Origin of the sequence: Amycolatopsis sp. QT-25, from assembly GCF_029369745.1 — a bacterium.
Lineage (GTDB): Bacteria > Actinomycetota > Actinomycetes > Mycobacteriales > Pseudonocardiaceae > Amycolatopsis.
Map to the genome: position 1 here is coordinate 7,112,373 of NZ_CP120210.1, position 20,950 is coordinate 7,133,322.

The 20,950-nt window shown below is 69.0% G+C and carries 16 protein-coding genes; 10 read left to right on the plus strand and 6 right to left on the minus strand.

Annotation, left to right across the window (positions count from 1 at the left end):
- Positions 1-665: 665 nt before the first annotated feature.
- From P3102_RS33335 to P3102_RS33355, 5 genes are all read left to right on the plus strand, one after another.
- A complete protein-coding gene (locus P3102_RS33335) occupies positions 666-1,625 on the plus strand; it encodes an ABC transporter substrate-binding protein (RefSeq protein ID WP_276371470.1) in 960 nt (319 codons plus the stop codon).
- 307 nt (positions 1,626-1,932) lie between these two features.
- A complete protein-coding gene (locus P3102_RS33340) occupies positions 1,933-2,880 on the plus strand; it encodes an ABC transporter substrate-binding protein (protein WP_276371471.1) in 948 nt (315 codons plus the stop codon).
- 8 nt (positions 2,881-2,888) lie between these two features.
- The gene (locus tag P3102_RS33345; protein WP_276364634.1) at positions 2,889-3,659 is read left to right on the plus strand and encodes an ABC transporter permease; all 771 of its coding nucleotides are present in this window, start codon (positions 2,889-2,891) and stop codon (positions 3,657-3,659) included.
- Positions 3,656-4,489, plus strand: a complete 834-nt coding sequence (locus P3102_RS33350) for an ABC transporter permease (RefSeq protein ID WP_276364635.1) — start codon at positions 3,656-3,658, stop codon at positions 4,487-4,489. Before P3102_RS33345 ends, P3102_RS33350 begins: the two co-directional genes overlap by 4 nt.
- 18 nt (positions 4,490-4,507) lie before the next feature.
- On the plus strand, positions 4,508-5,380 hold the full coding sequence (locus P3102_RS33355) for an ABC transporter ATP-binding protein (RefSeq protein WP_276364636.1): 873 nt from the start codon (positions 4,508-4,510) through the stop codon (positions 5,378-5,380).
- Between the two features lie 27 nt (positions 5,381-5,407).
- Here the strand turns inward: P3102_RS33355 and mdlC are convergent, their stop codons facing one another.
- The 3 genes from mdlC to P3102_RS33370 all read right to left on the minus strand — a co-directional run bounded on the left by mdlC (position 5,408) and on the right by P3102_RS33370 (position 10,468).
- On the minus strand, positions 5,408-6,991 hold the full coding sequence (mdlC, locus tag P3102_RS33360) for a benzoylformate decarboxylase (RefSeq protein WP_276364637.1): 1,584 nt from the start codon (positions 6,989-6,991) through the stop codon (positions 5,408-5,410).
- 89 nt (positions 6,992-7,080) lie between these two features.
- The gene (locus tag P3102_RS33365; RefSeq protein ID WP_276364638.1) at positions 7,081-7,767 is read right to left on the minus strand and encodes a copper homeostasis protein CutC; all 687 of its coding nucleotides are present in this window, start codon (positions 7,765-7,767) and stop codon (positions 7,081-7,083) included.
- Positions 7,768-7,783: 16 nt separating this feature from the next.
- Positions 7,784-10,468, minus strand: coding sequence for a nitrate- and nitrite sensing domain-containing protein (locus P3102_RS33370; RefSeq protein ID WP_276364639.1), 2,685 nt, complete (start codon positions 10,466-10,468; stop codon positions 7,784-7,786).
- 191 nt (positions 10,469-10,659) lie between these two features.
- Here P3102_RS33370 and P3102_RS33375 point away from each other — a divergent pair, with 191 nt between their 5' ends.
- Positions 10,660-11,619 (plus strand): ABC transporter substrate-binding protein, encoded by a 960-nt coding sequence (locus tag P3102_RS33375; protein ID WP_276364640.1) that lies wholly within the window; start codon positions 10,660-10,662, stop codon positions 11,617-11,619.
- Between the two features lie 29 nt (positions 11,620-11,648).
- On the opposite strand, the gene P3102_RS33380 is transcribed toward P3102_RS33375, so the two are convergent.
- Positions 11,649-12,281 (minus strand): hypothetical protein, encoded by a 633-nt coding sequence (locus P3102_RS33380; protein WP_276364641.1) that lies wholly within the window; start codon positions 12,279-12,281, stop codon positions 11,649-11,651.
- Between the two features lie 84 nt (positions 12,282-12,365).
- Here P3102_RS33380 and P3102_RS33385 point away from each other — a divergent pair, with 84 nt between their 5' ends.
- The 3 genes from P3102_RS33385 (at position 12,366) to P3102_RS33395 (ending at position 15,938) form a co-directional block, all read left to right on the plus strand.
- Positions 12,366-14,012, plus strand: coding sequence for a DNA repair helicase XPB (locus P3102_RS33385; protein ID WP_276364642.1), 1,647 nt, complete (start codon positions 12,366-12,368; stop codon positions 14,010-14,012).
- 302 nt (positions 14,013-14,314) lie between these two features.
- The gene (locus P3102_RS33390) at positions 14,315-15,070 is read left to right on the plus strand and encodes a DUF4253 domain-containing protein (RefSeq protein WP_276364643.1); all 756 of its coding nucleotides are present in this window, start codon (positions 14,315-14,317) and stop codon (positions 15,068-15,070) included.
- Positions 15,071-15,122: 52 nt separating this feature from the next.
- On the plus strand, positions 15,123-15,938 hold the full coding sequence (locus P3102_RS33395) for a DUF72 domain-containing protein (protein ID WP_276364644.1): 816 nt from the start codon (positions 15,123-15,125) through the stop codon (positions 15,936-15,938).
- Between the two features lie 114 nt (positions 15,939-16,052).
- Here P3102_RS33395 and P3102_RS33400 read toward each other — a convergent pair whose 3' ends face one another.
- Positions 16,053-18,875 (minus strand): BTAD domain-containing putative transcriptional regulator, encoded by a 2,823-nt coding sequence (locus P3102_RS33400; protein ID WP_276364645.1) that lies wholly within the window; start codon positions 18,873-18,875, stop codon positions 16,053-16,055.
- 57 nt (positions 18,876-18,932) lie between these two features.
- Here P3102_RS33400 and P3102_RS33405 point away from each other — a divergent pair, with 57 nt between their 5' ends.
- Positions 18,933-19,877 (plus strand): o-succinylbenzoate synthase, encoded by a 945-nt coding sequence (locus P3102_RS33405; RefSeq protein WP_276364646.1) that lies wholly within the window; start codon positions 18,933-18,935, stop codon positions 19,875-19,877.
- Positions 19,878-19,937: 60 nt separating this feature from the next.
- On the opposite strand, the gene P3102_RS33410 is transcribed toward P3102_RS33405, so the two are convergent.
- Positions 19,938-20,846, minus strand: a complete 909-nt coding sequence (locus tag P3102_RS33410) for a M23 family metallopeptidase (RefSeq protein WP_276364647.1) — start codon at positions 20,844-20,846, stop codon at positions 19,938-19,940.
- Between the last annotated feature and the right edge of the window lie 104 nt (positions 20,847-20,950).

Here is a 20,950-nt window from a genome sequence, read left to right on the forward strand (position 1 = left end):
TCACCCGGGAGGGTCGTACACGGCGTGCGTGTCCACTCCTGGAAATGCGGAAGTCGTCTTCGACGCGGTCTCTCAAGTGCACTTGACCGAAACCCTGCCCGACGCCATTGGTCTATTCGGCCCAACCCGCCAGCGCACGGGCACGTACCAGTGAAGCACGGACGTGTTCACCGTATTCGACGCGTGCGACACAGAGTGCCTTGCACCTCGGGAAGGTCCAGAACGTTCGGCCATCCAAGGCACTCTCTCTCACTACATCAGTGGTCCACACCTCACTACCGGTGCATGAGGGTAGCGAACGGAGGGGCCAGATGTAACCCTTCGGTCAAGACATGCAAGAAGACTCCGGACGGGTCTTGACCGTGGGCGCTCAGTTGTCAACAAGTCCCTGCCTCGAACACGCCCTGTTGTGTTCACTTTTGACAAACAACCTGTTCGGATGAGCGTAACCACTTGGGATCATAGGATGACCACCCATTGTGAGCACTGTGTCCGTTCTCTACAGTGGGCCCGTGACTCGACAAAGAGTCCCTTCCGAATTCCATATCAGGCCACGTCATCACGTGACCCTCCCCTTGATCAGGAGCACCCCTTTGCTTGGCTCTGCAAGCTCGAAGAAGGCCTTGAGCGTCAGCCTGGGTCGGCGTGGAGCCCTCGCCTTCGCGATGGCGGCCGTCGTTTCGGTATCGGTCAGCGGTTGCGGCCTCCTCGGCGGCGACGATTCGTCCTCCTCCTCCGGCGGTTCGGGGAACCTCGAGAAGACGAAGATCAAGGTCGCCGTGATGTCGACCATCGACCTTGCCCCGCTGCGCCTCGCGCAGGACGGTGGCTACTTCAAGAACGAAGGTCTCGATGTCGAGGCCGTCGAAGCCGCGACCGGCCAGGTCTCGCTGACCAAGCTGATCGGCGGCGAGGTCGACATCGCGTACGCGAGCTACACGCCGTTCTTCATCGCGGCGAGCAAGGGCACCGCCGACATCAAGCTGGTCGCGGACGCCTCCTCCGCCGGTCCGAAGAGCACGATGCTGGTCACCCTGCCGACGTCGACGGTGAAGAGCGTCAGTGACCTGGCCGGCAAGAAGATCGGCATCACCGCCCCGAACACCGTGTCGGACACACTGTCCAAATCGGTCATGAAGGACCACGGCGTCGACGCGAGCAAGGTGCAGTGGGTGCCGATCCCGCTGCCGAACATCGGGAGCGCGCTCAAGAACGGTGACATCGATGCCGGCTTCCTGACCGAGCCGTTCATCACCCAGACCGCGAAGCAGGCGGGCACCGTCCCGGTCGTGGACACCGCCACCGGCGCCACCCAGGACTTCCCCACCGCGGGCTACGGCTCGCTCGGCAAGTTCGTGACCGAGAACCCGAAGACCGTGGCCGCCTTCCAGCGCGCCATGCAGAAGGCGACCCGGGACGCGGCGGACCGCTCCAAGATCGAGCCGCTGCTGGTCAAGTACGCCAGGATCGATCAAGACACCGCCGCGCTGACCACGCTGCTGACCTTCCAGTCCACTCTGGACCCCCGCCGCATCCAGCGGGTCCCGGACCTGCTCCTGCAGATGGGTGCCATCCAGACCAAGCTCGACGTCGGCCCGATGATCGCGCCGCAGGCCAACAGTTGATGACACGCGGTTACTCCGAATTGCGACTCCACCAGTAATTCGATCACTGAAAGTAATCTGTCCAAGCGGGTGATCAGACGATCGGGCGAATGGCCTAAAATGATCGCCCGCTCACGACACCCATTGTGAGCAGGTGGGCAAATCTCTAAGGTGACCGCGTGCCTGGCGAAGCAAAGCCACGACACGGATGAAAAAACCCCAACGGTGATTCATTGTTTCCGAGGAGCTGGCTTTGTTTCGAAACACCATGAGCAGGAGTGGTGCGCGTAGAGGCCGAGGTGCCATCGGCGTCGCCCTGAGCGCGCTCATGCTGGCCACATTGGGCGCCTGTGGTGCCCTCGGCGGCGACGACACGTCCAAGGCGTCCGGTGGTGGTGACGGCGCACTGGAGAAGCCGAAGATCAAGGTGGCCCTGTTGCCCGTCGTCGACCTCGCGCCGCTGCGGCTGGCGCAGGAAGGCGGCTACTTCAAGGCCGAGGGTCTCGAGGTCGAAGCGGTCGACGCCCCCAGCGGTCAGGCGTCGATGACCAAGATGATCGGCGGCGAGGTCGACATCGCCTTCTCCACTTACATGCCGTTCTTCGTCGCGAAGAGCAAGGGCGCCGCCGACATCCGGCTCGTCGCCGACTCGGTTTCGGCCAGCCCCAAGAGCAACGCGGTCGTCACGGTGCCGAACTCGCCGGTCAGGACGATCGGCGACCTCGCGGGCAAGAAGATCGCGATCACCGACAAGAACACCGCCTCCCACCTGCTCACCGTCTCGGTGATGAAGGACCACAGCGTCGACACCAGCAAGGTCCAGTGGGTGCCGATGGCGCTGCCGAACATCGTCGCCGCGCTCTCTTCCGGCCAGGTCGACGCGGGCTACCTGCCCGAGCCGTTCCTGACCCAGGCCTCCAAGGTCGCCGGCGCCACCCCGGTCGTCGACATCGCGACCGGCGCCACCCAGGACTTCCCCCTGGCAGGCTTCGGCGCTCTCGGCTCCTTCGTGGACAAGAACCCCAAGACGCTGGCCGCGTTCCAGCGCGCGCTGGGCAAGGCCGTGCGCGACGCGGCGGACCGTTCCAAGATCGAACCGATGATCGTCAAGTACGCCAGGGTCGACGCCGAAACCGCTTCACTGCTCACGCTGCCGACGTTCGGGGCCACCTTGGACGCCCGTCGCCTGCAGCGCGTACCGGATCTGCTGCTGCAGACCGGTGTGATCTCGGCCAAGCTCGACGCCGCTCCGATGCTCGCCCCTCAAGCTGGATAAAGGTCAAGGTGCCACGACTTCTCCGTGCCCTGGCCGGTCTGGCCGGTTTCTTCCTCGTTTGGGAAGTGATCGTCCAGGCCGGCCTGGTCCGTAAAGAGTTCTTTCCCCCGCCGACCGTCGTCCTCGTGACGATCTTCGAACAGTTCGGCGAGACACAGTTCGTCCGGGACCTGATCGCGACGTTCCTCGCTTGGGCGATCGCCCTGCTCATCGCGGTCGCCGTCGCCGTACCCGCCGGTCTGCTGCTGGGCAGCATTCCCGGGCTGCGCACCGCGACCGCGGTGGTCGTCGAATTCCTGCGGCCGATCCCCGCCGTCGCGCTGATCCCGCTGGTGCTCCTGCTGATCGGCGGCGGGCCCGAAGCGAAGATCACGCTGGCCGTGTACGCGTCGTTGTGGCCCATCATGTTCAACACGATCTACGCGCTCGGCGAGATCGACCCCATTCTGCAGGAGACCGCGAAAGCCTGCGGTACCAGCAGATTCCGGACGCTGACGTCGGTGGCGCTGCCGCATACCGCGCCGTTCGTGTTCACCGGGGTGCGGCTGTCGGCCAACATCGCGCTGATCGCGGTGGTCAGCACCGAGTTCCTCGCCGGGGCCAAACTCGGCATCGGCAACTTCATCATGCAGGCCAGCACCGGCTCCACCAGGTTCGACCTCGTCCTCGCGGGCACCGTGGTGGTCGGCGTGCTCGGCTTCCTCATCAACGGCGGACTCGAGATGATCGGCAGGCGGGCCTTCCGCTGGAGCACGGTCGACCGGGAGGCGGTCTCGTGACGACCCTCACGCTGACCAGCCGCGTCGGCAGGCGCGTGGGCCGGGGTATCGGCATCCTCGTCCGCAACTGGCTGCTCTTCTTCGCCCTGCTCGGGATCTGGGAACTCGCGACCCGGCTCGGCCAGAGCCCGTTCTTCCCGCCGCCGACCGAAATCCTGACCACGTCGGGGAAACTGTGGTTCTCCGGTCCGGCCGCACAGCTGTTCCTGACCGACACCGTGTTCGCCAACGTCCTGCCGAGCCTCGGCCGGACGCTCGGTGGCTGGCTGCTGGCCGGTGCCCTCGGCGTCGCGCTGGGGGTCATGCTGGGCCGGTCCAAGACCGGGATGGACTACGTCGGACCGCTTTTCGCGTTCTTCCGCTCGGTGCCGCCGCCCGCGCTGATCCCGGTGTTCATCGTCCTGTTCGGACTCGGGCCGGGTATGCAGACCGGGTCGATCATCTTCGGCGCGATCTGGCCGGTACTGCTCAACACCGTCGACGGTGTCCGGTCGGTGGACCAGGTGAAGATCGACACCGCGAAGTCGTTCCGGACCCCGCGGTCGCACTGGGTGCGCTCGATCGTGCTGCCCGCCGCCGGGCCGAAGATCTTCGCGGGCCTGCGGCTGAGCCTGTCCATTTCCCTGCTGCTGATGGTGATCTCGGAACTGGTCGGCTCCTACAACGGCATCGGCCGGTCCCTGATGGACGCCCAGCAGGCGTTCGATTTCCCGCTCATGTGGTCGTGGCTGGTCCTGCTCGGGCTCCTCGGCTTCGGGTTCAACGCGGCCTTCCTCGCGGTGGAGCAAAGAGTGCTTCGCTGGCAGCCCACCCGCAACGGCCGTCTCTAGTTTCGAAGGGTCAGCAAGATGTCAACCATGCTCGAAGTCTCCGGGCTGAACCACCGGTACGGCGCGGGAGAAAAAGCGCACATCGCGGTCGACGATCTGTCGTTCACCGTGGAAGCGGGACAGCTCGCGAGCATCGTCGGCCCGTCGGGCTGCGGCAAGTCGACGCTGTTGCGCTGCATCGCCGGGCTGATCAAGCCGACGTCCGGCCGCGTCAGCCTGCACGGCGACGACGTCTCCGCCGGGGTGCCGGAGGATCTGGCCGTGGTGTTCCAGGACTACAGCCGCTCACTGTTCCCGTGGCTCTCGGTCGCGAAGAACGTCGAGTTCCCCTTGCGGTGGCGTGACTTGAGCCGCTCGGAGCGCCGGACGCGGGCGCAGGAGGCGCTGGAGTCGGTCGGCCTGTCCGGGGTCGGCTCGAAGTTCCCGTGGCAGCTCTCGGGCGGTATGCAGCAGCGCGTGTCGATCGCGCGAGCGCTGGCCAGCAGGCCCGCCCTGCTGCTGATGGACGAGCCGTTCGCGTCGGTCGACGCGCAGACGCGCTTCGAACTCGAGGACCTGACCCGGCGCGTGCAGCGCGAGAACGGGAGCACGGTCCTCGTGGTCACGCACGACATCGACGAGAGCGTCTACCTGTCGGACCGGGTGCTGGTGCTGTCGAAGTCACCCGCCAAGATCGTCGCGGATCTGCCGGTCGGGCTGCCCGCGGAGCGGGACCAGATCACCACGCGCGAGTCCGCCGAGTTCGTGACGCTGCGCGGCGAGGTGGCTCGCCTGCTGCACGGTGGTGCCCCGGAAGCGGCCGCCGCCGCTTCGGACGCGGCCGAGTACGAACTCGCGCAGCAGGAGGCAGCCGCCGACGCCGCTGCCTCCGACGCACACGCGAAAAGCTGAGCCCCCGGCCCCCGCCGGAAGGCGGGCTCAGTACAGCGTGCGCGGGTTCGCGTCGATGCGGACGTGCACCAGATGCGGCCGCGCGTCCGGCAGCGCGGCCTCCAGCGTCGGCTTGAGGTCTTCGGCCTTCTCGACGACCGACGTCCCCAGCCCCAGGCTCTTCGCCAGCGCGGGGAAATCGATGCCGCCGAGGTCGACGCCCGGCACCTTCTCGCCGCCCGCGGCCTCGCCGAGGATGCGCACGGCGGCGTACTGCGAGTTGTCGAAGATCACGAACGTCACCGGCAGCTCGTGCTGTGCCGCCGTCCACAGTGCCTGGACGCAGTACATGCTCGACCCGTCGCCGAGGATGGCGACGACCTTGCGGTCCGGGCGGGCCAGCGCGACGCCGACGGCGGCGGGCAGACCGTAGCCAAGGGTGCCGCTGGCGACGGTGAAGAAGCCCGAGTCGGTGGACTTGATCGGCAGGTGGTCGTGCAGTTCGTTGCGGTGACTCGGGGTCTCCTCGACGACGATCGCGTTGTCCGGCAGGACTTCCGAGATCACCGAGTAGGCGAAGCCCGGCGTGATCGGGGTGACCGCGGCGGGCTTTTCCAGCCGGGTGCGGGATTTCGGCGCCTCCCGCGGTGCGGCGCGTTCCAGCAGCGCGCGGATGGCGAGCTTCGGCGTCGCGCGGACGCCGGTGCCCGCCTCGGCCCTGGCGAGGACCTGCTCGTCGGCGTTGACCAGGAACAGCGGCGGCATCGAGATCTCCGACTCGCCCCGGTACACGTGGTAGATGAACGCCGGGGCGCCGATGACGACCACGAGGTCGTGGTCGATCAGCGCGCTCGCGAGCGCTTTGCGTTCCGGCTGCAGGAAACCGAAGAACTGCGGGTGGTCCTCGGGAAACGAGCAGCGCGCGGCCATCGGCGACGCCCAGACGCCCGCGCCGACCTTCTCGGCCAGCTCGACGAGATCCGGCACGGCGTCCTCGTCGTCGACACCCGCGCCGACCACGATCGCCGGGTGCTCGGCGGCGTCCAAAGCGGACACCAATTCGTCCAAAGCGGACGGATCGGGCGCGAAACCGCGGATCGCCGGCCGGGAGACGATCGGCTTCGTGGTCTCGACATCCCAGTCGTCCACGGGCACCGAGACGAACACCGGGCCCATCGGTGCCTGCGTCGCGACGTGATACGCCCGTGCCAGCGCCGCCGGGACGTCCTCCGCCCTCGCCGGTTCGCAGCTCCACTTCACGTACGGTTTGGGGAAGTTCGCCGCCTCGACGGCACCGAGGAACGGGTCGTCCGGCAGCAGCGACCTGGTCTGCTGACCGGCGAGGATGATCAGCGGGGCGTTGTTGCGGTACGCGGTGAAGATGTGCCCGAGCGCGTGGCCGACCCCACCGGCGGAATGCAGGTTCACCAACGTCGCCCGCCGCGTCGCACGCGCGTATCCGTCGGCCATCGCGACGACGGACGCTTCGTGGAGCGCGAGCACGTAGGTGAAGTCGTCCGGCCACTCCGTCAGGAAGGCGATCTCGGTGGTGCCGGGATTGCCGAAGACGGTGGTCAGGCCCAGATCGCGCAGCAGTTCCCTGGTCGCGTCACGTACGGTGCGGGTAGCCATGGCCACACGCTATCTGGTCGGCACCCGATAGTTGAAGATGCAACCTCATATCATTTCCGGTGGTCTGGACCTGACCCCCGGCGCACGGTCTAGTCCTTGACCAGGGCCGCCCACTCGCGAACGGCCGCGACATCCACGGTGTCCATGCCGGACTCCCAGCCGCCGGGACGGACCGCGCTGCCGACGTGGAACGCGTCCACCCCGCCCGCCCGCAGCAGATGCACCTGCTGCGGGCGCAGGCCGCCGCCGACCAGCAACCGCGGCCCGTCCGAGCGGCGGGCGAGCCGCTGCAGCACCGAGAGGCCGTGCGCCACACCGTGCGGATGCCCGGCCGCGAGCACCGTGTCACAGCCGAGCGCGGCCAGCCGGTCGTAGGCGCGCAACGGGTCCCGCGCGCGGTCGATGGCGCGATGGAAGGTCCACGGCAGCCCGTCGAGCTCCTTGACCAGGGTCTCGCAGGCGTCGACGTCGATCTCGCTTTCCAGGTCCAGGAACCCGAGCACGAACTCCCGCGCGCCCGCCTCGATCAGCCGCCCGGCGTCCGCGCGCAGTCCGTCGAGGTCGCCGGCGGCGAAGGACATGTTGTCGCGCAGCATGACCCGCACCGGAAGGTCGGTGGCGGCGAGTACTTCGCGCAGCGTCCCGACCGACGGCGTCAGGCCGTCGCTGGCCATGTCGCTGACCAGTTCGAGGCGATCGGCCCCGCCCTCCTGTGCGCGCTCCGCGTCCGCCGCGGTCAGCGCGATCACTTCCAGCAGGCCGGTTTTCGGGCTCATGGACCTTCCAATTCGCTCAATCCGAGGGGTTTTCGTCACCCCTGGCGTGGCGACCGCGCCGGAATCCGCCTTGCAGGCTGGTCATCCGTTCGCGGACCGCTTCGGGGGAAAGTGAGAGTATCGGCCTCTCCCCTCGCGGCTTCTCCGGCCTGTCGTCCTGCGACCGGGCCTCGGGAACGACGGCGGGGAGCACCGGCCAGGTCTCCTCCGCCCCGTCCTCTTGCTCCAGCTCGGCGGGGGTCGGCCAAGCGGGCTCCGGCTCCGGCGCCTTTTCCTTCGGCCGCACCGGCTTCAGCGTCGGCTCGGTCGGCTCGTCCGGATCCTGCGCGGACTCCTCCCGCGCGGCACTCTCCTCGGCCGCCTTCACCGGTTCGAACGAGGGCAAGGAAGGCGGGCCGGGTTCGGCGGGCGAAGGCCCCTCGCGCGGGCCGCCGTGGTCGAACCACTGCGAAAGCACGCTCTGGTACTTGGGCATCCGCTCGGTCGGCGAGTCCAGCTCGAGATGGTCGACGGCGTCGTCGTCCGAAGACGGCCACTCCGGCTGGGGCTCGCGTTCGACGACGGGAGCGCGCCGCAGCGGCCCGGGATCCAGCACGGGCGCGAACCGCGACTCCTCGACACTCTCCTGGGGTTCGGGCAGCGGCGGGACTTCCAGCGGCGGCTCGGGTTCCGGCTCGGGAACGACCACGACGGACGGTGGCTCCGGCATCGGGGCGGGCTGGGGCGCTTCGACGATGAGCGCGGCGGGCACGACGACCACCGCGGTGATCCCGCCGCCGTCGGCGGACCGCAGGCGGACGTCGATCCGGTGCCGGACGGCCAGCGTCGCGACCACGAACAGGCCCATCCGCCGGGAGACCTCGACGTCGACGTCCGGCGGGTTCGCCAGCCGCGCGTTGGTGCGGTCGATCTCCGCCTGCGGCATCCCGGCGCCGTGGTCGGTGATCTCGATCTGCCATTCGCCGCGTTCGGTCTCGTGCCCTTCGACCTGCACCATCGTGCTCCGGTCCGAATAGCGGGTCGCGTTCTCCAGCAGTTCGGAGACCACGTGCACGAGATCGTTGACGGCCTCGCCGCGCACCGCGATCCGTGGCGCGGCGCCGAGTTCGATCCGCTGGTAGTGCTCGACCTCCGAGAGCGCGGCGCCGATGATCTCGTCGGCGACGACGGCGCCGCCGTCCTCACGGACGACGTCGGTTCCGGAGAGCACCAGCAGGTTCTCGCTGTTGCGGCGCATCCGCGTGGCGAGGTGGTCGAGTTCGAAGAGCCCGGCGAGGGTGTCGGGATCCTGTTCGTCGGCCTCCATGCGGTCCAGAACGGACAGTTGCCGCTCGACCAGATCCTGGCTTCGCTGCGACAGGTTCACGAACATCGCGTTGATGTTCTCCCGCAGCATGGCCTGTTCCCCGGCGAGCCGGACGGCCTCACCGTGCACCGCGTCGAACGCGCGCGCCACCTGGCCGAGTTCCTCGCGGCTGAACACCGGGACCGGCGCGACGGCCAGCCGTCGCCGCAGGTTCTCCGGCTGCGGTTCGGGATCGCTGAGCAGGCCTTCGACCGCCGCCGGGAGCTGGTGTTCGGCGACCTGGAGCGCGCTGCGGCGCAGGATCCGCAGCGGCCGCAACAGCGAACGCGCGATGATCACCGAGAGCACCCCGGCGACGACCAGAACGCCGAGCACGATGCCGCCGTCCCAGATCGCGGACGTTCTCGCCTGTGCGGCGAGGGCGTCGGTGCGCTCCTGCAGCTGGACGAGCAGCGCCTGCTGCACCTGGTGGGCCAGGTTGACGGTGTAGGTGGCGGAGGTGTCCCACTGGTTCGGGTCCAGCCCGCCGAGCCCCTGATCGTTCTCGGCGCGGATGAGCGCCGACTCCACCAGGTCGTTGCCGATGTCGACGATCAGGCCGATCACCGTGTCGTCGTACATCCGCTGCTGCTCGGGTGTCGCGAAGGTGCGGTAGTCGTTGCGGGCGGCGGCCAGTTCGGCCTCCGCGCCGAGCAGCGCGCGGGTCCGGTCCCGGTTGAGACCGCCCTGGGCGAGCGCGGCCGCCATGATCGCGCGCTTGACCGACATCTGGTCCTTGACCCGTGCGAGCGCGTTGCCCGCGAGGCGGAGCTTCCCCAGATCCGGATCGGACACGTCGGCGGCGGTGGCGTCGCTGATGTCGAGCAGGCCGGAGATCAGCTCGCTGTAGGAGCGCAACACCGCGTCGGCGGGAAAAGCCGAGTGTTCCGCGGAAAACCGGAGCCCGGTGAGCACACGCAGGCGGTCGCTGGTCAGTTGCAGACTCGTCGCGGCCTTTTCACCGAGCCTGTTCTTGCTTTCGCCGAGGGTGCGATCGAAGGTGCCGATGGCCTCGTCGGCGCGCTTGCGCTGCTCGGCCAGTTCGGAGAGGTCGCCCTTGCGCTCGCCCGCGACGAACCGGACGGTGAGGTCGCGTTCACGCTGGAGCTGGTGCACGGCCTCGGCGACGGTGCTGTCGACCCGGCCGCGGGTGGCGAATTCGGCGAGCTGCCGGGCATCGCGCAGATCCGAGTCGACCCGGAGCCCGACGAGGGCGACCACCGCGAGCGCGGGGATCAGGAGTACCACGAAGAGTTTGGTACGCAGGTGCCAGTTCCGGAGCCGCCAGCGCCCGCCGACACGCGGATGCCGTTCCGCCGCGTCACCCCCACGGGGACGCTTGCCGCGACGGACCACCTGGTTTCCTTTTCCCACCACGGGACCCTTTCCCATGGCTGACATCGGGGACGAGAGCCCGAACCTACTGTAGAGTAACAAGGTTCGAGAACTATCGAAAGCCGCGCCATCCGGCGTCTCCCGCAGGCGATCGTATGGGGCACGGACCATACGATCCAGAAGGAGGAGCACATTCTCTCGGTAGGTGAGCGGTGACGAAGATGCGCGTCTTGGCGATTCCGCTGGTAGCGGCCCTGCTGGCGATCGCCGGTTGCGGAGTGTTTTCCCGTGGTGACGCAAGCACCGACGCGCCACTCGAACGGGCGGAACTGCGCGTCGGCGTCGGAAGCCCCATCGACACGGCACCCCTGCGGGTCGCCGTCGCCGCCGGGAAGTTCACCGCCGCGGGCCTTTCCGTCACCCTCGTCGACGTTCCCGGCGACCAGGCGATCGACAAGCTCGCCGCGGGCGAAGTCGACATAGCGTTCGCCAGCGACGTCTCGATCTTCCGCGCCGCCGCGGCCGGGACGCCACTGCAACTCCAGGGCGAGGCCTACACCGCCGGCCGCAACACCATGTCGCTCGTCACCCTCCCCGGCTCCGAGTACACCGAGCCGACGCTCAAGAAGGCACCGAAGATCGCGGTGAACATGCTCGACGACGTCGGGGTGCTGGCCGCCCGCTCGGTCCTCGGGACCGCGGGCGTCGACGTGACGCGGATCCAGTTCAAGCGGCATCCGTTCGACCGGATGCCGCAGGCGCTGCAGAGCGGCGAAGTCGACGCCGCGTGGATGGTCGAGCCGTACATCACCAGGGCCGAAAAGGAACTGGGGGCGAGCATCCTCGCCGACGGCGCCCGCGGCGCGACGTTGGACTTCCCGATGTCGGCCTACGTCTCGACAGGAGCCTTCGGCCAGGGCAACGCCCGCACGCTCGCGGTGTTCCGGAAAGTGCTCGGCGAGGCACAGGTGCGGGCCGCCGACCCGGCCGTGGTCCGCGACGCGCTGCCGACGTTCTCCGACATCGACCGGACCACGGCTTCGCTGATCTCGCTCGGGACCTACCCGGTCTCCCTCAACGGCATCCGGCTGCAACGCGTCGCCGACCTGATGCACACCTCGGGCATGATCGGCGCCCGGCTCGACGTGCAGGCGCTGGTGCCGCGACCCTGATCCCTTGACGGACGGGCGTCGCCTGGCCGCTAGATGTTCTCCCCGGTCGGGCGCAGGCAGACCGTGCGCACGGGCGGCCCGGTGTAGCGCAGCTCGGTGTCCTCCGGCATGCAGACGGCCGACGATCCACTCATCACCGTCGCCCGCGCCTCCGCGCTGATGTCGGTGCAGCGGACCTTCGCGATCCGCGTCTCGTGCACGACGTCGCGCAAGCAGTCACCGGTCTCGACGTTCAGCGCCAGGCAGAGCGTCTTTTCGGCCCTCTTGCTCGAGGAACTGGCGTACAACTCGAACTGGACGTAGTCGGCACTACGGCAGTCGGAAGAGCCCGTCCGCACCTCGTCGACGCGGAAGGTCGCGCGGCTCGACGTGCAGCCGGCGGTCGTGTAGCCCTGGTTGCCGCCCGCCTCGTCGGTCAGGTACAGGCACTTGCCCGCTTCGACCGCGGCGAACCCGCTCGACCGCGAAATCCCCCAGGCGGCCAGGCTTCCCAGGCCCAGCGCGGCGACGACGCCGAGCACGATCGAAACCTTGGCCGGCACACTGAGCGGTCGTGGCTTCGGGAACGGTGCCGGTCGTCCCACCTCCGGCATCGGGGGCGGCGGCGCGGGCGCGATGAACGGGTCGTACTCGGGCGTCCCGCCGGTCGGTGTCGTCGTCAAAGTCCCTCCAGTCACCTCCCGCACATCCTTCCACCAGCGGTGCCGCGACGGGGGCGGATGTGGCCGGAACGTATAAAGGACGGTGTGACCGATGGCCCGCTGATCGTCCAATCCGACAAGACCGTGCTCCTCGAGGTCGACAACAGCCAGGCCGACGACGCGCGGATCGCCATCGCGCCGTTCGCCGAACTGGAACGCGCGCCCGAGCACGTCCACACCTACCGGATCACGCCGCTGGCGTTGTGGAACGCCCGCGCGGCAGGCCACGACGCCGAACAGGTCGTCGACGCGCTGACGACCTACTCGCGGTTCCCCGTGCCCCAGCCGCTGCTCATCGACATCGTCGACACGATGGGCCGGTTCGGCCGGTTGCAGATCGCCAACCACCCGGCGCACGGCCTGGTCATGTCGACCATCGACCGCGCGGTGCTGGAGGAGATCCTCCGGCACAAGAAGATCAGCCCGATGCTGGGCACGCGCATCGACGAGGACACCGTGATCGTGCACCCGTCCGAACGCGGACGGCTCAAGCAGGCGCTGCTGAAGGTCGGCTGGCCCGCGGAGGACCTCGCGGGTTATGTCGACGGCGAGGCACACCCGATCGACCTGGCCGAGGTCGACTGGGAGCTGCGCGACTACCAGCGCAAGGCCGCCGAGGCGTTCTGGGCGGGCGGGTCCGGCGTCGTCGTGCTGCCGTGCGGCGCGGGCAAGACCCTGGTCGGTGCCGCGGCCATGTCGCACGCGAAGGCGACCACCCTGATCCTGGTGACGAACACCGTCGCCGGACGGCAGTGGAAGCGGGAACTGATCGCGCGCACCTCGCTCACCGAGGAGGAGATCGGCGAATACTCCGGGGAGAAGAAGGAGATCCGGCCGGTCACCATCGCGACCTACCAGGTGGTCACGCGCAAGACCAAGGGCGAGTACCGGCATCTGGACCTGTTCGACTCCCGCGACTGGGGCCTGGTGGTCTACGACGAGGTCCACCTGCTGCCCGCGCCGGTGTTCCGGATGACCGCGGACCTCCAGTCGCGGCGGCGGCTCGGGCTGACGGCGACCCTGGTGCGCGAAGACGGGCGCGAAGGCGACGTGTTCTCCCTGATCGGCCCGAAGCGGTACGACGTCCCCTGGCGCGACATCGAGGCGCAGGGCTGGATCGCGCCGGCGGAATGCACCGAGGTCCGGGTGACCCTCACGGACGCCGAAAGGCTCGCGTACGCGACTGCCGAGGCCGAGGAGCGGTACAAACTGGCGGCGACCGCGGACACCAAGACCAAGGTGATCAAAGCGCTGGTCGACCGGCATCCGGGCGAGCCGACACTGGTCATCGGGGCCTATCTCGACCAGCTGGAGATGATCGGCGACGAACTCGACGCGCCGGTGATCCAGGGCGCCACACGGAACAAGGAACGCGAGGAACTGTTCGACGCGTTCCGGCGCGGTGAGATCAGGACGCTGGTCGTCTCGAAGGTCGCGAACTTCTCGATCGACCTGCCGGAGGCCTCGGTCGCGATCCAGATCTCCGGGACGTTCGGCTCGCGGCAGGAGGAGGCCCAGCGGCTCGGGCGGCTGCTGCGGCCCAAGGGCGACGGACGGCAGGCGCACTTCTACTCGGTCGTCTCGCGGGACACCGTCGACACGGAATACGCGGCGCACCGGCAGCGGTTCCTGGCCGAACAGGGTTACGCGTACCGGATCGTGGACGCGGACGACCTGCTGCGCCCCCTGTAGGGACCGGCCCGGCCTGCGAAAAGAGAGCAAGGGACCTTTGCTGTCGCTTCCGGGCCCTGCCCTGCGGCTCCAAGGTCCGTGAAGGCCTCCTTGAGGGACCCTGGGTCCCTCAAGGAGGCCTTCACGGAAAGTCGGCACCAAGAGCGCGAGAGTCCATTGTGGACAGCTTCTGTGACCGTTGTGACACCAGGGACGCATGAGGCGACAGCCTCGACATCCCGCGAACGGGGTCTCGAAAACTGTCGGTGCTTCGAACTAGTGTTCGGGTAGAGTCGACCGAACACCAGTTCGAGGGGAAGCCGATGACGATCGCACCGTTCCGCCCGGGTACACCGCCCGTCCAGACCCTGCCGCCCGGCCGGTGGCACGGCCGGATCTGGGTTTCGGATCTGCCGTTGGCCAGGCCGGAGCGCTACACCGGCTGCGTCGCCGAGTTCGACCGCTCCGGGCTGTGGCCGGTGCTGATCCCGCACGACCAGCGTTTCGCGGCCAACGGCGAGGACTGGATCGACGACCGCGGCAGGCTCGCCCCGGCCGAGCACCGGATCTCCTCGGTGGATCCGGCGGAGGTGCTGGCCCGCTGGTGGGACACGTCGTGCTGCGACGGCGCCTGCCTGCGCCCCTTCGGCGCGAAGTTCCCCGGGCTGGCCCGCCGTCCGGCGCGCCGGGCGGATCCGCTGGCCGAGGCGGGCAACACCGGCTCGATTCTCGCCGCGCGCGGGCAGCATCGGCTGGCGCTGGTGCAGACCGAGCGGCCCGCCGACATCCCGGCGATCCTCGGCTGGACGGGCATGATCAAGGCGACCGATCAGGTCCACGAGCTGTCCGCGGTCCTGCGCAGCTGGGAAGACCGCTTCGGCGCGACGCTCACGGTGCTGGGCTTCGATTCGATGGAGCTGTCGGTGGCCGCGCCACCGCGCACCCAGGGCCGCGCGCTCACGGTCGCCGCCGAGCACCGTTCGTTCTGCCTGCCCGCCTTCGCCGGTCAGCCGGGCAACCTGCGCGAGTTCGCCTCCAGCCTGGTCCAGACGCGCCGGTGGCAGTTCTCGTGGGCATGAGGGCGCGTTTGCGCGCGCGAGAGAGGGGGAATCAGGGCACCGCGGGAAGGCGGTGATCGACGTCGCGGAGCTGAGGATCGGCACTTCGGGCTGGCGTTACCCACCCTGGCGCGGGGACTTCTATCCTCGCGGCCTGGTACAGCGGCGCGAGCTGGAGTACCTGTCGTCCCGGATGAACTCGGCGGAGATCAACGGCTCGTTCTACTCACTGCAGCGTCCCGAGCGGTACCGGGCGTGGGTCGAGCAGACACCGGACGACTTCGTCTTCGCCGTCAAGGGCGGCCGCTTCATCACGCATATGAAGCAGCTACGGGACGTCGAGACGCCGCTGGCGAACTTCTTCGCCTCCGGGGTGCTGGCGCTCGGCCGGAAACTGGGGCCGTTCCTCTGGCAGCTGCCACCGCGGCTGGCGTTCGACGCGGAGCGGATCGAGGGGTTCTTCGAGCTGTTGCCGCGCACCAGTCACGCCGCCGCCGAGCTCGCGCACAAGCACGACGACAAGCTGAAGGCCGAACCGCACACCGATCCGAAGCCTCGCCGGAAGCTCCGGCACGCCGTCGAAGTACGGCATCCGAGCTTCGCCGAGCCCGAAAGTCTCGCACTGTTCCGGAAACACGGCATCGCGCTCGTGGTCGCCGACACCGCGGGCAAGTTCCCGTTCATCGACGAGATGACCAGCGACGAGTTCGCGTACGTCCGCTTGCACGGCGACGAGGAACTGTACGTCAGCGGGTACGGCGACGAGGCCTTGCGGAAGTGGGCCCGGAAGATCGAGGGCTGGCGCCGCGACACGTACGTCTACTTCGACAACGACGTCAAGGTCGAGGCGCCCAAGAACGCGATCGCCCTCGCGGAACTCCTGGCTTGACCGCGCACGCTGCACAGTCAGCGCGCAGTGAGCGGTGTCCTGTTGAGTAACGCCTGAGGTCACGGGCGTACTCGCCTGCTGCGACTGGGGGTCGGCACGCCGGTCGCCCGTGCCTCACTCCACCTTGACCGAGTCGCCCACGAGCGAGGCCAGCTTCGCGCGGACGTCCTCGGCGTCCGGATGCGACAGTTCGGTCAGCACCCGGACCGAACGCAGCCAGCAGGCCCGCGCCGCCGGGGGATCGCCGCGCCGCAGATGGATTCCGCCGAGCTGGGCCAGTACGTCGGCCGCCTCGTAGAGCTCGCCGTGGGCGAAGAACATCTCGACGGCTTGCCGCATGCACGCGATGCCCTCGTCGCCGCGGCCGAGCCCCACGAGCGCGATGCCCTTGGTGTGCAAGGTGAAGCGGGCTTCGTCGGGGAGCGCGTGCGCCTCCAGCGCCAAGGCCTGGTCGGCGAGGTCGAGCGCCTGCCCGAAGCGGCCTGCCTGGGCGCAGATGTCGCCGAGGGCCTGCAACGCGCTGGCCTCCATGCCCGAACCGACGTTGCTCTCCCGGATGAGCCGCAACGCTCGCGTCCCGTACTCCCACCCCGTGTCGGGGTCCTGGCTGGCCAGCGTGAGGTTGTAGAGCGCGCGCGCCTCGCCCTGCCGGTCGCCGACCTGGCGCTGCAGTTCGACGACCTGCTCCAGGTAGGCGATGCTGTCCTCGTATTGGCGGGCGACCCCACACGCCACTCCGAGTCCACTGAGGATGGCGGCCTCACCGGAGCGATCCCCCATGCCGCGGGCGGCCCGGAGCGCCACGCCGAACACCGAACGCCAGTCCTCCAGCCGGGATCGCACGATGAAGTACGACTGCAACAGCCACGCCAGCTGCCAGCACTCCCGGTACCGCCGCTCCCGGTACGCGATGTTCACCGCGGCGATGAGGTTGCCCGCCTCCTCGTCGAGCCAGTCGAGTGCCTGTTCGTAGTGCCCGAACTTCAGCCCGGCGCCGTCGAACCGCTCCGGCTCGACGAGCCGGTAGTGCCGGTCCGAGCGCAAGAGCCGCGACGCGTTCAGCGCCGAAGCGAGCAACGCGTGGAGAAGCCTGTCCAGCACACCCTTCCGCGCCTCGGGTCCGTCCAGTTTCGCCGAGAGTTCGGCCGCGTACGCGCGAATGAGGTCGTGGAACTGGTACCGGCCTGGCCTGGATCGCGCGATCAGGTGCGCGGAAGCCAGTTTCGCCAGATCCTCGTGCGCTTCCGCGACGTCGACCCCGGCCACCGCCGCGGCCGCGGGCACGCTGAAGTCGCCGCCGGTGGGCAGGCCGAGGAGCCGTAGCATCCGCGCGGCTCGTTCGTCGAGCGCCCGGTACGAGTACGAGAAGACGGCCCGGATGTTCGTCTCGTCGCCGTCGGCGAGGTCGAACGAGCCCAACCTGTCCTGTTCGGCTTCGAGCAGCCGGACGAATTCCCGCAGCGGAAGGTCCGGGAACTGCGCCGCCCGCACGGCGAGGATCCGGATGGCCAGCGGCAACCCGCCGCAGTACCGGACGAATCGCTCGGTGGCTTCGGGGTCTTCGGTGACCCTGTCCAGCCCGATCGTCGAAGCGACGAGGGCGATCGCGTCCTCGTCCGGCAGCTCCCCCAGCGCGACGCGCCGGGCGCCGTGAGTCGCCACGAGCGCCTGCAACTGCCATCGGCTGGTCACCAGCACCAGACAGCCGGGGCCGGGCAGCAGCGGCCGGATCTGTTCGGTGCTCGCGGCGTTGTCGAGCAGGATCAGCATCCGGCGGCCCGCGCTGTGGGTGCGCCAGGTGGCCGCGCGGTCGTCGACGCCGGCGGGGATCCGATCGGCGGGGACACCGACGGAGACGAGCATGGTTTCGAGCGCGGCGGCGGCTTCGACCGGCTCACCGGGACCGTATCCGCGCAGGTTGAGGTACACCTGTCCACCGGGGAAACGGTCGCCGACCTCGTGCGCGAAATGGACGGCGAGGGTCGTCTTGCCGATGCCTCCCATGCCTTCGATCGACGCGATGGACGTCGACCGCTCGGTGTCCAGCGCCTCCGGGACGAGTTCGTGCAGTGTCTTGAGGTCACGCTGCCGTCCGGAAAACGCCCGCTGATCCGCCGGGAGCTGACGCGGGATCAGCGGTTCGGAGCCGAGCCGGTACCGCGTCAGCTCGGAGTCCAAGGTGGTCTCGCCGGACTCTTCGCCGGTCAGGATCGCCTGGTGCGCCCGCCGGAGCGACGCGCCGGGGTCCAGGCCGAGTTCTTCGGCCAGCACCGCGCCGATCCGGCGGTAGACGTCGAGTGCCTCGGCCTGCCTGCCGGAGTGATAGAGCGCGATCATCAACTGCTCGTGCAGCCGCTCCCGCAGCGGGTTCTCGCGGCACAGCCTGGTCAGCTCGAGAACGACGGTGGCGTGCTCGCCGAGGGCGATGAGCGCGTCGGCCCACTGTTCACGGACGCGTAGCCGCTCTTCGCCCAACTGGTCGGCTTCGTCTCGAAGCAGCGCTTCGGAGTGGACATTCTGCAGCGCGGGGCCGCGCCATTCGGCCAGCGCGGCGGCGAACCGGTCGGCGGCGCGGCGCGGGTCGCCGTCTCGCGCGGCCCGCGCTCCTTCCGCGGCGAGCGCGCGAAAGCGGGCGAGGTCGAGCAGCCTTTCGTCGAGTTCGAGCAGGTAACCGCCGCGTTCGGTGCGGAGGGTGACCTCGTCGCCGAGCGCGCGGCGGACCCGCAGGATGTAGGTCTGCAGGGCGCCTTTGGACCGCCGCCGGTCGTCAGGCCACAGCCAGCGGCCCAGTTCCTCGACCGGCACCACCGTGTTCGCGCGCAGCAACAGGCCTGCCAGCACGATGAGCGGCCTGCTGCCGCCCAACGGAACCGGCAGCCCGTCGGCCGTGACCTCGGTGGGTCCCAGCACGCGAAAGTCGAGTGCCACGTCGCTCATTCTGTCCGTTGTCGCGGGAATCGGCACAGATTTCCGGCGGTGGCATGATCGGTGTCGATGGACGTCTACGCGATCCCCCTCCGCACCCGGTTCCGCGGTATCACCGTCCGTGAAGGACTGCTGATCCGCGGTGACGCGGGCTGGGGCGAGTTCTGCCCGTTCTCCGACTACTCCGACGCCGAAAGCGCGCCGTGGCTCGCCTGCGCGCTGGAGGCGAGCGAACGCGGATGGCCGTCGCCGGTGCGGGAGAGCGTCGAGGTGAACGCGACCGTCCCGGTGGTGCCGGCGGACGAGGCGTACGAACTCGTGTCCGCGTCGGGTTGCCGCACGGCGAAGGTGAAGGTCGCCGACCCGCGGGTGAGCCTCGCCGAAGACTGCGCCCGGGTGGAGGCGGTGCGGGCCGCGCTGGGTCCGCGGGGCGCGGTGCGCGTCGACGCGAACATGGCCTGGGACGTGGACACCGCCGTCAAGGCCATCGGCGCACTGGACCGCGCGGCGGGCGGGCTCGAGTACGTCGAGCAGCCGTGCCCCTCGATCGGCGAACTGGCGGACGTCCGGCGCCGGGTCGGCGTGCGGATCGCCGCGGACGAATCGATCCGCCGGGCCGAAGACCCGCTCAAGGTGGCCGTGGCGGGGGCGGCCGACATCGCCGTGCTGAAGGTCGCGCCACTGGGCGGGGTCCGGCGCGCGCTGGAGGTCGCCGAAGCCTGCGGCCTGCCGTGCGTGGTGTCCTCCGCCGTCGAGACGAGCGTCGGGCTCGCCGCCGGGCTGGCCCTCGCGGGCGCACTGCCCACTTTGGACTTCGCCTGCGGGCTGGGCACGATGTCCTTGCTGACCGGGGACGTCTGCGATACCTCACTGTCCCCTGTGGACGGACGTCTGCCGGTGCCGCCGCGGGCTCCCGTCCCGGACCTGTTCGGCGCGCACGCCGCCACCCCGGAGGTCCGCGCGGCCTGGGAAGCCCGCTTCACCCGCGTCCGCGCCCACCTCCGGACGCCATGAAAGGTCCCTTCCTTGCGAAATTTGCCAGGAAGGGACCTTTCATGGCGTTCGAGCAGACGATCAGCCGCAGTGCTCCAGCGGAGACTCGTAGCCGGCGGACCCTGCCGAGCCGCCCCACTTGACGCACTTCGCACCGGCGGCCGCGCTCACCGGACCCGCGTAGTACTCGAAGCTGCCGGAATCACTCTTGCGCGCCGAACCCTCCACTTCGAGGAAGGCCGAGACCGCGCTGCCCGTGCCGACCGAGGTGGACTTGATGGTGGTGACGCAGTTGTTCTTGTTCGTGGCGTTGTACAGCAGGTACGTCGTCGCCGCGCTGCCGAGCGCCTGCGAGTCGATCACCTTGTAGCCGTCGCCGCACACCTCGACGGCGTCGTACGGGTTGGGGTTCCCGTTGCCGCTGCAGGTGTTCTTGGAGGTGACGTTGGCGTTGGGGTAGCCGAACTTCACCCCGTTGAAGTACGCGGGCTTGATGTTGCCCGGCCACGACGAGTCGTTGGTGCGGACTTCGTAGTGCAGGTGGGGGCTGATGTTGTTGCCCGGCTTGGAGGTGTTGCCGACTTCGCCGATCTTCTGTCCCTGCGCGACCTGCGCGTTCAGCGCGACCGAGCGGACCTTCAGATGCGCGTAGTAGGTCGACCATCCCCCACCGTGGTCGATCTTCACCAGGTTGCCGAAGCCGTTCTCCGAGCCCTGGTGTGCCGAGGTGACGACCTTGCCCGCCGCGGCCGCGACCACGGTGTCGCCGAGGTCCGCCCCCGCCGAACCGCCGCGGTTGAAGTCGATCTCGTAGGCCCGGTGCGCGCTGCTGTTGTCGTTGTCCCCGTTCCACACCTGGTTGCAGGGGAACGGAAGCTGGAAGTTGGGCCGCGGTCCGATCGCGGCCTCGGCCGACGTCGCGGTGATCGCCAGCCCGGCCATGCCCAGCAAGGCGGTGGCGGCCGCCGTGACCACTCGTCTGAATCTCATCGGATGTCCTTTCTCGGCGTTTCGCGAGAAGCGTCCCGAAAGGGCGTACAAGCGAGATACAAACGACCACGAGCCCTCCTGGCCGAGGGGACCAGGAGGACTCG

Bases quoted from the DNA above. Each gene is read 5' to 3' on its own strand.
- P3102_RS33405 (WP_276364646.1), top strand. From the start codon at position 18,933: ATGGACGTCTACGCGATCCCCCTCCGCACCCGGTTCCGCGGTATCACC.
- P3102_RS33340 (WP_276371471.1), top strand. From the start codon at position 1,933: ATGCTGGCCACATTGGGCGCCTGTGGTGCCCTCGGCGGCGACGACACG.
- P3102_RS33365 (WP_276364638.1), bottom strand. From the start codon at position 7,767: ATGAGCCCGAAAACCGGCCTGCTGGAAGTGATCGCGCTGACCGCGGCG.
- P3102_RS33355 (WP_276364636.1), top strand. From the start codon at position 4,508: ATGTCAACCATGCTCGAAGTCTCCGGGCTGAACCACCGGTACGGCGCG.
- P3102_RS33410 (WP_276364647.1), bottom strand. From the start codon at position 20,846: ATGAGATTCAGACGAGTGGTCACGGCGGCCGCCACCGCCTTGCTGGGC.
- P3102_RS33390 (WP_276364643.1), top strand. From the start codon at position 14,315: ATGACGATCGCACCGTTCCGCCCGGGTACACCGCCCGTCCAGACCCTG.
- P3102_RS33400 (WP_276364645.1), bottom strand. From the start codon at position 18,875: ATGAGCGACGTGGCACTCGACTTTCGCGTGCTGGGACCCACCGAGGTC.
- P3102_RS33335 (WP_276371470.1), top strand. From the start codon at position 666: ATGGCGGCCGTCGTTTCGGTATCGGTCAGCGGTTGCGGCCTCCTCGGC.
- mdlC (WP_276364637.1), bottom strand. From the start codon at position 6,991: ATGGCTACCCGCACCGTACGTGACGCGACCAGGGAACTGCTGCGCGAT.